This window comes from Flavobacterium ustbae (assembly GCF_003946915.1).
In the GTDB taxonomy this organism is placed as follows: domain Bacteria; phylum Bacteroidota; class Bacteroidia; order Flavobacteriales; family Flavobacteriaceae; genus Flavobacterium; species Flavobacterium ustbae.
Window position 1 is genome coordinate 255,289 of record NZ_RPOC01000005.1, and the last position, 13,472, is coordinate 268,760.

Annotated in this window: 7 protein-coding genes; all 7 read right to left on the reverse strand. The window is 36.2% G+C overall.

What is annotated here, in order from left to right:
• Positions 1 to 36 precede the first annotated feature (36 nt).
• The 7 genes from EG814_RS09700 to EG814_RS09730 all read right to left on the reverse strand — a co-directional run bounded on the left by EG814_RS09700 (position 37) and on the right by EG814_RS09730 (position 13,325).
• Entirely contained in the window at positions 37 to 1,614 is a 1,578-nt protein-coding gene (locus EG814_RS09700) for a glycoside hydrolase family 43 protein (protein ID WP_125721322.1), read from the reverse strand.
• Positions 1,615 to 1,691: 77 nt separating this feature from the next.
• A complete protein-coding gene (locus tag EG814_RS09705; protein WP_125721324.1) occupies positions 1,692 to 4,220 on the reverse strand; it encodes a glycosyl hydrolase 115 family protein in 2,529 nt (842 codons plus the stop codon).
• Between the two features lie 49 nt (positions 4,221 to 4,269).
• Complete coding sequence (locus EG814_RS09710) at positions 4,270 to 5,133, reverse strand: sialate O-acetylesterase (protein ID WP_125721326.1); 864 nt, start codon at positions 5,131 to 5,133, stop codon at positions 4,270 to 4,272.
• Positions 5,134 to 5,203: 70 nt separating this feature from the next.
• On the reverse strand, positions 5,204 to 6,436 hold the full coding sequence (locus EG814_RS09715; protein ID WP_125721328.1) for an SGNH/GDSL hydrolase family protein: 1,233 nt from the start codon (positions 6,434 to 6,436) through the stop codon (positions 5,204 to 5,206).
• 27 nt (positions 6,437 to 6,463) lie between these two features.
• Positions 6,464 to 8,191: a glycoside hydrolase family 43 protein gene (locus tag EG814_RS09720; RefSeq protein WP_125721330.1), complete on the reverse strand. Its 1,728-nt coding sequence runs from the start codon at positions 8,189 to 8,191 to the stop codon at positions 6,464 to 6,466.
• Between the two features lie 91 nt (positions 8,192 to 8,282).
• Positions 8,283 to 10,223: a RagB/SusD family nutrient uptake outer membrane protein gene (locus EG814_RS09725; RefSeq protein WP_125721332.1), complete on the reverse strand. Its 1,941-nt coding sequence runs from the start codon at positions 10,221 to 10,223 to the stop codon at positions 8,283 to 8,285.
• A 12-nt stretch (positions 10,224 to 10,235) separates the two neighbouring features.
• Positions 10,236 to 13,325, reverse strand: a complete 3,090-nt coding sequence (locus EG814_RS09730) for a SusC/RagA family TonB-linked outer membrane protein (protein WP_125721334.1) — start codon at positions 13,323 to 13,325, stop codon at positions 10,236 to 10,238.
• Between the last annotated feature and the right edge of the window lie 147 nt (positions 13,326 to 13,472).

Below are 13,472 nucleotides of genomic sequence, written 5' to 3' on the forward strand. Positions count from 1 at the left end.
TTCTGATTTTCTTAGAACCTTTCTGCAATAATGAGATTAATTATTTTCTAAAATTTTATCCTCAATACGGAAATAATCAAAATCGGCAAAACCTCCGATTGTTTTGGAAGCATAATTAAACAACCCAAATCTATAGCCCATAAAATGAGGAATTGTATAAGGCATTTTTATAGCTTTTCCGATACCAATCCATTTTTTTCCGTCCAAACTGTAATAAAATCGTCCCTGATCTGCTTGGTTTCTAAAATCACATTCAGCTTTAAAATATATTTTGGTTTGATTTAATAAAACACTTTCAATTTCTTGATAACTTCCTTTTTCGGCATCTGCCATAACGATTTTTTTTACTCCATTATCAACTTTTACGCCAACTAAACCATAATCCTTTTGCAGCAGCGAAAGTCCAGCAAAGTCACCGCTTTTCATATTTGAAAGATCCACCATAGTATTTGCTGAACATACCGGTCCAAAAGTTCTTTGTGTCAAAATATTTTTTATCTGCGTAAAACTGCTGTCTATTCTAGCTGTTTTTAATCTTAAATAACCTTTTCGTTCTTTTACAGACCAATGTGCATTATCCGGATTATGATTCCACTGCCAAACCAAAGGCAGATCATTTTCTCCTTTTCTACGGGTAAATTCATCAGATTTTACAATTCCCGGAATAAGGCTTTTATTTGGCGGAAGATCTAAATTTGATGGCACTTTCCCGTTTTCGCCCAATACTGGCCAATCGTTTTCCCATTTTACGGGAACTAAATATGGAATACGGCCTACGCCACCCGCATCTTTAAATAAATACGAAAACCATCTGCCATCTGGAGTATCTACAAGTCCGCCCTGTGCAACGCCTAAATTCTGCAGTCCTATTTTTCCTTCCCACGGACCTGTAATGTTATCAGCTCTGTGTATAATTACGGTACGCATACCGTCTTTTGGCCAACATATATTAAATAAATAATATTTCCCCTTAATTTTAAATAGCTGCGAACCTTCTGCCGGAAGCATTATATCACTTTTCGCAGGCGCATTGGCATTTTCAATTAATATTCTCTTTGTTTCTTCTTTAACTTCTGATAGATCCTCTTTCAATTCTACAATTTGAAGCTTTCCACCGCCCCAAACCAAGTAAACTTTGCCATTATCATCGAAGAAAAGCGAATGGTCATGATACGAATTGTTTAAAACCGTTTTCTTCCAAGGCCCTTTTTCGATATCTTTTGTTGAAAAAATATAGGTTTTGCCCGTAGTTCCTGAAAAAGTGCTCACATAATACACCTTATTATGATAACGCAAACTACTCGCCCATGAACCTCTTCCGTAATCATTTTTTCCATGATCTAAATTCAGCCGATCATCATTTTTTTCTAAAATTTGGTAAGCATAATTAACTAGATACCAATTCACTAAATCTTTAGATTTCATAATTGGCACTCCAGGATTCATATGCATTGTTGTACTGCTCATATAATAAGCATCATGAACCCTGATTATAGATATATCGGGTACGTCTGCAAAAATAATAGGGTTTTGAGCTTCGGTTTTTTGAGCTTTAATTGTCGAAACACTCCATATAGCAACCAAAAAAGCATATATAAAATCTTTTGTTTTCATCTTATTTTTTTATTCTCAGTTTCTAAAATAACTAAGAGTTCACATGCATTTGCAATTTGAGTAGAATAATAGTTTTTCTATTCTAATACGCTATCGCTTTCAGGAGCTCCAAGATAAGAAGTTTTTAAGCCACCAGTATCGATTAATACTTTTTGAAGTACAATTCCTGGGTCTAAAACCCTAAAACGAAGAATATGTCTTCCTGATTTCAGAATGTTGTGTTTGGTCGAGGAATGAATTATATGTTCTGCCTGCCATTTTCCTAATTCGCCTTTATAGTGTCCATTGAAATTTACACGTTGTGGATTTTCTCCATCAAAAGATATTTCATATCGAAGCCCTTTATTGCTATTAAAATTTAGCGTTGGAGCCAGCAAAAGTTCTACAGTACATTCTCCTTTAGAAGAAAAATCAATCTCATATTCTACAAAAATGTTTTCTTGTTCTGAAGGATAACTATTTTGCGGAAATATAGTAATGCCACTCAACGTTTTTCCAAAATTGGGAATTATTTCCCAATGTGATTTTTTTGAATTATTCATTTTCGAAAAATGTTCTGCATCAATCGACACATAACCCTCTTTCTCGACAAATACTCTTGGCGCAACAATTTCATCATCTGAAAGATATTTTACATCAGGAAGAATGTTTTTTGCAGAATCGTGCCAAGCTTTATAGCCTATTCGCATTTGATCCATCATATGTGTCCATTTGCCACCCGAAATTTCATTATTATATTTATTTTGAAGAATAGAATCTCGTTCAAATTTAGCTTTAACCTGATCGGCATAATAATTGGCAAGCTTATTTTTAGCTTCTGCCATTTTTCTGTTTTTTGCTTGAGCAAAATACATTTCATAGAGGTTCGAGCAAGCATCTATTGGATATAAAACCAGCTGAAAATAGGAATCTTTATATTCATTCGGAAGTTCATTATAAATTCTATAAGCGTCTAATGCTAGATTTTTATAGTCATTTACAACGGTTTCAAATTCATTATAATTTTCCAAAGAATACGTTTTACTATCTAACATTTCTGGAGTAACACGACGATTGTATTTGGGATATGTATCTAATAATCTTGCGATTTCTTTTGAGAATTTCTCTCCAAATTGTTGTGCTGCCCACTTCTCTGTATACTGAAAGAGATTCTGAGAATTAAATTTTTCAGGATTCCAAGCCATGTCTAGAAAGAAACTAATCGGGAATTCCATTGGTTTTAAATCGCCCACATTTACAATCCATATTTTATCAACCCCATTTTGATAACTCAGATTCATTTGCTCCCAAACTCGCTGTATCGGACTTATATTAATCCATTTAGAATTTCTAGGTCCGCCCACATAATCAAAATGATAATACATCCCGTATCCGCCTTTATGCAAAGGCTTAGACAAATCTGGAAGTTTGCGTACATTTCCCCAATTATCATCGCAAAACAAAAGAATTACATCGTTAGGAACGCGCATTCCCTGATCGTAATAATCTTGAACTTCTTTGTACAATGCCCATACCTGCGGTGTTTTGTCTGCGCTTTTTCCTGTTTCTTTTTCTATAATTTTGCGCTGTTCCTTTACAATATTTTCAAGCAGGCTTATATTAGTGCCTTCGCTCATTGCTTCGTCTCCATCACCACGCATTCCAATAGTCACTAATTTTTCCCAGTTTTTACTTCGCTGAATTCCCGTTTTCCAAAATTCATCTAAAACTGTTTTGTTTTTGGAGTAATCCCAAATATTAGGCAAATTGTTTTTTTTAATATAACGTCGCCAGTCTGTCTGTGCCAAAGCCATTGGTTCATGATGAGAAGTTCCCATCACTATTCCCATTTCATTTGCCAATGAGCCATTCTCCGCATCATCATCATAAAATGCATTTCCCCACATTGCCGGCCACATATAATTGGCTTTTAGCCTAAGTATTAATTCAAAAACTTTTTCGTAAAAATGGCTATTAAATCCACCAAAAGTAGCTTTTGCCCAACCGCTTAAAGCTGGCGCTTCATCATTAAGAAAAATTCCTCTATACTTTACAGCTGGTTCTCCTTCTGTGTAAATTCCCTTAACGAAATAGATATTTTCTTCATGCTTCACTGGCACATCTGCCCAGTAATACCAAGGAGAAACACCAATCTGTCTCGACAATTCATAAATTCCATAAATAGTGCCTCGTTTATCGCTTCCTGCAACTACCAGCGCTTCTTCTACTCCTTTAAAAGGATTTTTAACCTGCTGTATGATAAATTTTTCATTCTTTCCTTTAAGTTCTTTTCCTTCTATCTTTTTCTGTTTAACTAAATCATCAATAATCGAATTAGATCCTATCATTCCAATTATAATAAGCGGCGACGAAACATTTGGATGCTGATTTAAAACTCTAGGGCGCTGACCTGTAACTTTTTCAAAATCTGATTGAAGATGATTTACAGCACGTAGAATTCCAGAATCTAAATTTGGATTTACAAAAAAAGAAAGACCTAGAGACTTTTCTTTTAGCACCATAACATTCTGATTTTTATCTTCGGTTATAAAAGGCTGCGTGGCATTTGCCATATTACTTAATAGAACAAAGATTACTGTAAGTAGAAATTTAAAATAATTTTTCATTTAGTGTTTCTTATTGGTTTCAGATTGAATTTATTAAAAACAAAATCTTTCAATTTGCATTAAACGGTTCTTTTTCGAATGTATAACCTTGTAACCAAAGCATTTTTACGGCATAGCGTTTTCCTAACTCTTTATAGCCATCTGAATTAAAATGTAAAAGATCTGCTGCAACTGTACAGCCTTTTGATGAAATAATATAAGATGTTGGTATCGTGATTGGCAATGTGGCAATTATGTTATTCATGCTCGCACATTTACCATTCTGATCTTCATTTACGGTTTCACCAGAAAGCAAAGGCACTTTTTTAGGGTCAAGATTCAGATCTTTTATTAAATTATCATAAACTATTTTGACTTTTTTTGGCCAAAGCGTGTCGCCGGTATTAGATTCTCCCTGATGCAATAAAATACCTTTTATTATACCACTTTTCTGTGCAATTTTTGCCATTTCGACCAACCTTGTATACGGACTTCCGTTATATTCTTTGATTATTCCTACCATCCAGTCTGGAGCAGTAGCGATATAACTTTCTTCTTTATCTTTATCAAAAAGCTCTATTTTACATCCGCCAACTGCAACATTGACAATACCTACTTTTATATTTTTAGGAAGATTTGCCACCATCGTTCTACCAAAATTATCTGTTAGAGTTAATCCTGTTTTACACCGGCACAGTGGCGGAATTGCAGTATACCAATTACCCATTTCACGATTCAAATCTGGGCAGTTTACAGCTTCTAAAACCTGGAAACGAGGATCGATATTCATTTTATCCTGAGATTCTATTGGTGCAGCTCCTTCCATATTTGATTGCCCAAAACTCAAATAGATATGAAAATTTGGATCTTGGGAATGTGCGTTTTGCGCTATCAAAATAATAGCCAATGCAAAAAATCTTATGATTGCGTTCATGTTATTTTTATAAATTTCGTTAGAAAACAGTAGAGCTTTATATCAAATCTGGCACTTCAAAATTCTGATTCTATTTAAATAAATTTAAATCTATCACTTCTCCCATTCGACGGTATCCAAGTTCATTTGGATGCAGAAAATCGCCGTCATGCATATCAGGCAAAATGGTTTTAAGATCTGTTTTGGAAGCCATTTCGCTGTCAAAATCTATAACAGCATCAAAGTCATTATTCCGAATCCAAGCGTTTACTATATCTCTAGCTTCTTGTTTAAATGGCGCATCGTAAAATGATTTTTGAAAAGGTAAAATCGTACATCCATACACTTTGATTCCTTTGGCATGTGCTTTATCAATCATAATTTTATAGGCATCTATAATTTCTTTTGTTTTTTGAGGCACTTCTTCGGCACGCTTAATTCCTCCTATATCATTTATTCCTTCTAGAATTACAAGCCATTTTACACCAGACTGCGAAAGTACATCTCGATCAAATCGGTCTAGTGCTGTAGGGCCTAATCCCCCTTTTACCACGCAGTTTCCGCCAATACCTAAATTTAGCACTCCTATATTTTCTTTGTTTTTATCTGCCAATAATCGTGCTGCCAAAATATCTGTCCACCGATTCTGTCTGTTAGTTCCCGAACCGCGTCCGTCTGTAATTGAATTGCCTAAACATACTATAGCAGCAGTTTTTTTGGAAGCCATTACGTCCAATCCCATTATAGAGTACCAATGATCTGTTTTTACTGCACCTTCAAAAGACACATTGTTAACATTATCTCCCTGCAAAATATAAGAAGTTGTTCTAGATCCTGGATGTCCCGTTGTTTTTTGAGATGCTGTTCCGTAATAAATAGTAATAGCCAAAAGCTGTCCGGGTTTCAATTGAAAATTAAGCACATCTGAAAATACTTCCTTTCCGGGTTCTATTGTTATTTCTTGATTTCCATTAAAACTTAATTCTTTTTGTGTGTTTTTATCAATTTCTGGCGCATTCAGCACATCGGCTATACTAACTTTTTTTAAAACCGTAGCTTCATCACTAAATAAATTTGAAAAACGAAACCGAATATGCGCTCCACCTATTGAAACTTTTACAATTTGACGAAGGGTATTTTCTGCTAAACCGGGCGGTGGTGGCATATTGTTTGGCTCTACGAGCATTTGCGCGCACGCCCACGATCCTACCCAGTTTTTAGAAACTGACAATGTAGAAGAATTCACCTCTTGAGTCGTTTTACATCCTGCAATTAAAATAAAAAGGCTGAAAAACAATCCATATTTTAAGTATCTCTTTATCATACAATTTTAAAAACTAATTCTAATTTCTTATTTCGGATTTGCATCATTGGATGCCGTTGCATATAAACCTATTAAAGCTCCTGTAAATCCTCCAGCTACATTTGTCGAAAGAATATCTCCTGAAATCAAACTTCCCAGATTTTTAAAATCAATACCATTCAAAGCGTAGCTAAACTGATAGTTATCTCCAACTGCTTCTACCTGAAGACGTACTGTTCCTTTAATGTCTATTTTTGAACTTGCAATAATTTCAGACTTTCCATTTTCTGTTCTCTCCAATACTATATAAGTGTCTTTGTCTTTTTGGGTTATGCCAAAAACATAATTAAAACGCTCGTTTTGCAGACATACAATTCCTGCAAGATCTTTTTCAGATTCTGGCTTATAGTCTAGTGCTGTAGAAAATGAAAAAGTGTTATGCTGCTGTCTGTAAAATAATGTTGACGTTGGTTTTAGTTCTTTTATACTTACTGGAAATGGATTAATCTGTAAGCCTTTTTTAACAATCGAAATAAAATGTTCTCGTGGCCCGCGCAATCCAATCCATCTGTAATCTAATTTTTCTGAAGTAAAATTCTCTGTAAACATAAAATTGCCATTAGGAAAAAAGCCATCACGACCTGTTTTGTTTACCACGCCTTTTGGCATTTTTAATTTTGGTTCTATTGGCACTAAACCGTTTTCAAATACAGGAAAAGTTCCAGACCAGTCAACTGGCAACATAAAGGTTTCGCGTCCTGTGTTTACTCTATCTTTTTGATTTGGACGAATTCCTAAAAATACGCCATAATATTTATTATCGGGCCCTAATACTAAATCGGCGTGTCCTACCCAGTCTACTTTATTGGGTCTGTTTTGCGGAAAATATCTTTGTGTAAGAATCGGATTATTTGAAGAGGGTTTAAATGGCCCTTTCGGACTTTCACTCATAAAAACGACTTCGCTATGATTTCCTCCTGTACCGCCTTCAGCACACATCAAATAAAAATGGCCGTCTTTTTTATATAAATGAGGAGCTTCTATCCAAATGGGCTTTTTAGAAAGATCTACACCGCCATTAACTATAATTTTATCTGTTCCAGGAATGACCTTATCATTTTCTAAATCATAGTCCCAAACTTTAATTACACGATGCCCGTTATACAATTCTTTTCCTTTATCTGGAGCATCGTTATGTACTACATATCCTTTTCCGTCATCATCAAAAAAGATACTCGGATCGATTCCGTTAAAATCCAATTTGATTGGGCTTCCCCAACCTTTTTTCGGGTCTTTTGTTTTTACTATAATGTTGCCCATATTTCCCGTAAAAGCAGTTACAATCATATAAAAAGTATCATTGTGCGGATTATACGTAATTCCTGGCGCATAAATTCCTGCACTTATTCCCGTATCATGCGGATTAAATTCAGAAACTTTATCCAATACGCCTCCTAGATCTGTCCAGTTAACTAAATCTTTAGAATGAAAAATCGGCACTCCAGGAAACATGGCAAAAGAAGAGCAGACCATATAATAATCATCGCCCTTTCTGGTAATCGCTGGATCAGGATAACATCCTTGTAAAACTGGTGAATAAAATTCATCTTCTTTTAACGGATTGTTTTTATACACCTGATCATCTCCTTTGTAAATGACGTTTGAAAAAATAGGAGACTTTCCTTTTTTTATTTTTTTTGAACTGCTCTGCGCCTGCATAAGCAGTGAGCATAACAGTGTAACCGCAGATAAAAAAAATATTTTTTTATTTTTCATTGCTTATTATTATAAAAATATTTTAAAAAAAATAGTAAAAAGCCGAGAGCAGAACTCTCGGCAATAAACAAAACTAACCAAAAATGAAAAATTAGTATCCTGGATTCTGATAGGCTGCCTTTTCATCTGCAGACATTTCCATTCCGTCCATTTGCGCTTGTGGAATCGGTCTCAGATAATGATGGGCATCAATTGTTCTCGTCACAACCTCTGGAGTATGCTGTCCGTAGTTAGATCCTCCTATTGAGTACTTGCCTGCAAGCTCATTCCATTTCTGAGTTCTTACTAGATCATACCAGCGATATCCTTCTCCAAAAAATTCTCTTGAACGTTCTGCAAGTATATAGTTCACATCAACCACTGTTGGAGTTGCGCTTGTCATTGCTGCGCTATTGTCTGCTGATTTAGCGATATTTCCGTTATTGTCCCATTTCCATTTTCCTGCTCTAGCTCTTAGAACATTTACAAGAGATCTAGCGCTTAAGCTACCTGTTGCTCCTTTAGCCGCCGCTTCTGCTGCCACAAGATAAAGCTCAGAGAATTTTGCTACAGGAAATGGTCTTGTACTTGCTGCATTTGGCTGCCCAAGTCCTCCCGCATTATCGGTTCTGTAAGGTCCCAATTTCCAAAATCCAGGATAAACAATTCTGCTTATTCCTTTTGGAGAGATAACATAATCTGCTCTGCCTGGCAAAACCCCTGCACCTACTCCACTATCTCCTTGTCCCGAAGGATAAGTTATTGCTGTTGCAGGCTCATCATTAAGGAATGTTAAAATAGCATCGCCTGGCCTAACTGTTAGACCATTTGCATTGGTTAAGGAGGCAACATTCGTTAACCCAGTTCCCAATAGATTCCAATTTCCTCTAAAAACGGTTGTGAATGTTCCGTCGTATCTAGAATCGTTGGTTTTATCTGCAAAAGTATTCGTAAATACTTCTATAGGAGGAGCCATTCTCGTCCACGGACGTCCTAAGAACTGGTTTGCTTCTCTCTGTACCGAAGAAACTGCAGCACTTCCGTTTTTACTTCTTATAGCAGTATAGTTCCATGTTACCATCCATCCCGAAAAGTTATCTGGAGAACCTCCATTTCCGTAAGTAAGACTTGATCCGTTATAATATTCACTGCTTTCGGTACGGTCTGCGTACAGCATTACTTCTTTATTTCTGTCATTTGATCCTGAATTAACTTCGTAAAATGAATCAAGCAATGCATACGGTCCTGGATTATTAATTCCTTCTACGGCCAGATTATAGGCTTCTTGAAAGTACCATTGTGCATTATGACCGTCGGGATCTGTTCGTGCAGCTTCAGGGTAAGTTGGTATATTATTAGGATTTTCAAGCCACCAAGCATAAGTAAGATACGCTTTGGCTAAAAATAAACGAGCTACTGTTTTTGTTACCGTTCCAGTTAAACGAGGCGCATCTGGAAGTTCTTTGACAGCCGCCACTAGATCTGGAAAAATAGCTTTTGTATAAACCTCAGGCACTGTATTACGTTTAGAATATCTTGAAGGCTTACTATTAAACTTAAGCTCTCCTGCACCTAAATCTAAAGGCACTCCTCCAAAAGTCTGCACTAATAAAAAGTAATCAAATCCTCTGAAGAATTTAGATTCTGCAACAAGATTGCTTGCAATTCCAACAGCAGCAGCATTTTCTATAATTCCGCTGGCAGTATTAATGTCGTAATAAGAGTTGTTCCACAAAACATCTGATCGACTCGACATAGGAGTAACTACGCCAACTCCTGACAGGTCATGATCTTTAAAATTTCCGTCGGCACTTTGTGCATACGTTGCTTCATCTGTACCAGTCTGACATGCATTATAAAAATAAGCTTGCCCATAAATCCAGCGCAGATGAGCATAATGTGAGGTTAATCCCTGTATAACACCTTGCTCTGTTTTGAAATAGCTAGGCTCATAGAAATCATGCGGTTTTTCTTCTAGTATATCAGAGCAGCCGGCTAAAGAGCATAAAACCGCTGACCCTATAATTAAATTTTTTAAAATATATTTTTTCATGTCTGTGTCTTATTAGAATGTTAAATTAAGCCCGAATAAATAGTTTCTGGTTGAAGGCGTATTGGTACCAATAACAGAAAATCTTCTTTGATAAGAGGCAACGGCCTGATTTTCGTCTCCAAATGAATTCGTTTCAGGATCCATTCCCGATTTATCATGATAGGGAGAAAATAAAACAAATGGATTCTGTGCCGTAAAATATACCCTTAATTTATCTATGCCTAAATTCCTTGTAAAATTCTGGTCAATGGTGTATCCTAGAGTAAGCGCTCTAATTTTTACATAAGAGGCATCAAAATATCCCATAGTGGACATGTATTTAGGATTGTCACCACTTCTAATACCTCTCGGATTAGGGAACTCAGCATCTCTATTATCTGGTGTCCAGTAATCAACGTCCACATTACTTCTTCGTCCGTTTAATAAATTCATATAACTTGCTCCGCCATAAAGTGTGCTAATTAAAACTCCTCCACTTTTAAAAGCTCCTACAGCACTAAAATCAAATCCTTTATAAGTTACGTTCGTATTGAAACCTCCTTGAAAATCAGGATCAGTTTCTATAATCTGGCGGTCACTTGCGTTTATAGCACGTGTTGGCGAACCATCTGCATTAAAATCTCCTGTATATTTCACTTTAATTGATCCTACGACTGTTCCCTGTTGGTCAATTCCTGTAGGTCCTGGCTCATAAATTGACATATGGGGATCGCCTTCTTGCCAGATTCCGACCTTTTCGTAATCATAAATAGAATTAATATTATACCCAACAAACCAGTTATTGCCTTCGTCACGGCTAGCTCCAGAAGCTAAAGCCACCAGCTTGTTTTCATTCTTATAGAAATTAACTCCAACAGACCAAGTCACTCCATTAGGATTATCCAAAATAACTCCGTTTAATGAAATTTCGTAACCTTTGTTTTCTGTTTCTCCCACGTTAGCCACATAACTGTTTACTCCAGATGTTGCAGGCAATCCAACACGTTGCAATAGATTTTTTGTATTCGTTTTATAGTATTCTACTGTACCTGACAAACGGTTATTAAAAAAACCAAAATCTAAACCATAGTTCCATGTCGTTGAAAACTCCCATCCTAAACTAGGATTGGGCAATTCTGTAACATATACTCCTGTAGAATTAGTACTTCCAAAATTGTAAGGTCTTGTACTTAAAGCTCCTAAAGTTGCATAAGGCGAAACGGCCTGATTAGATGTTTCTCCGTACCCTGCTCTCAATTTTAATAAATTAATATGTTTAACGTTTTTAAGAAACGATTCGTTTGAAATAGTCCATCCTGCAGATACTGCTGGATAAGTTACCCATTTGTTGCCTGGAGAAAGTCTTGAAGAACCATCAGAACGTACAGTACCTGATATGAAATAACGATTGTCATAAGAATACATTAACCTAGCCATATACGATATAAGTCCCCATTGTGTGTAATCTTGATCGGCAGGATTGATAACAGCTTCTTCTTCGCTTTGCCCTAAATTGTAAAACTGAAAAGCGTCTGAAGTAATACCATTTCTGCTTACTCTTGAACTTTGTCCTGTAAATTGCTCGTTTGAATACAATCCTACAAAATTGACAGTGTGTTTCTCTGCAAAAGTTTTATCGTAAGTCAACAGATTTTCTAAAAGCCATTGCGTAGACCATCCATTGGTAATTGATGCGTTTGATAATGTTGAAGGATTAACATCAAATACGCCCTGTCCTTCATAATATCCTGCGTTGGATGTACGGAAATTCAAACCTGTATTAAGTCTGTATTTCAAGCCGTCGATACCAGGAATTTTTACTTCGGCAAAAATATTATTGTAAGAACTAAAAGCTCTATTTAAATTAACGTATGCATCTCCTAAATTTTTTATGGACTGTCTCGTGTAAACCCATTGATCATCTGCAGCCATACTTACCGTTCTCTTCAAACTCCCGTCTTCATTATACGGATTTGCAAGAGGCGAAGTTGCTAAAATATTGCCCGTTCCGATATTATCACCGTTAGTAATACTGTAATTGCTGTTGGTATTAAATCCCATGCGGATTGACCTATTAATCTGCTGATCTAAACCTGCTCTAAGAGTAAAACGCTCATAACTTTGTCCAGGCAGAACAGACTCTTCTTTATAATATCCTAATCCAGCATTGTACGCACCAGCTTCGCTTCCTCCTGAAACGCTTACATCATGGCTAATCATTTCTCCAGAACCATAAAGAAGGCTCTGCCAATCTGTATTGGTATCGCGAGATTCACTAACGCCGTCTACATAAAGGCCAGTGTAATCACGAAGGGCGGCAAACTTCTCTCCATTCATCATAGGATATTTAGACCAAGCTTGTTTGATACCACTAAATCCATTATAATTAAATGTAGCTTTCTGATTTTTACGTCCTTTTAAAGTCGTTACCAATATTACACCGTTTGCACCTCTTGATCCATAGATAGCAGTTGCAGAGGCGTCTTTTAGAATGTCTACAGACTTAATATCTGAAGGATTTATATCTCCAATAGATCCCGCAAACGGAACTCCGTCTAGAACAACCAGCGGATCGTTACTGCCTGTGAGCGATCGTGTCCCACGTATTCTAATTTGCATCGCTGCTCCAGGTTTCGAAGAAGTTTGCGTCAATTCAACTCCGGGCAGCCTACCTTGAAGCGCTTGCGTAATATTAGCCGCAGGAACTTCGTTCAATTCCTTGCCACCAAGAGAAGCTACAGATCCCGTAACGGCTTCCTTAATTTGTGTTCCATATCCGATTACCACAACCTCTTTTAAGTTGTTTGCATCTTCTTCAAGCTTTACATTGATATTTTTTTGCCCGTTTACGGATACTTCTTTGCTTTTTAAACCGATGAAACTATAGACAAGTACCCCATTGGCTGGTACATTTATAGAATAAGTACCATCAAAACTGGTACTAACTCCATTTGTAGCGCCTTTTAAATTAACATTCGCTCCTGGAATCGGCCCGCTATCATCACTTACTGTTCCAGTAACTGTCGTCTGTGCTTTAGATTGAAATGAAAACGCAAACATCAGCATAAAAAAACAAAAACATTTTAAACGTTTCTGTTTACTTACAATAAAATGGTTAGTCATAAAAATTGATTTAAATATTAAAATTGGTTTTAGTTAGTAAGCTTTATTTAACATAAAATGAAGTCAGATAAATATCATATCATAAATGTATCTATCACAAATATAGAAAAATATCAATCAAACACAATCGGTTGTGTAAAATATTTT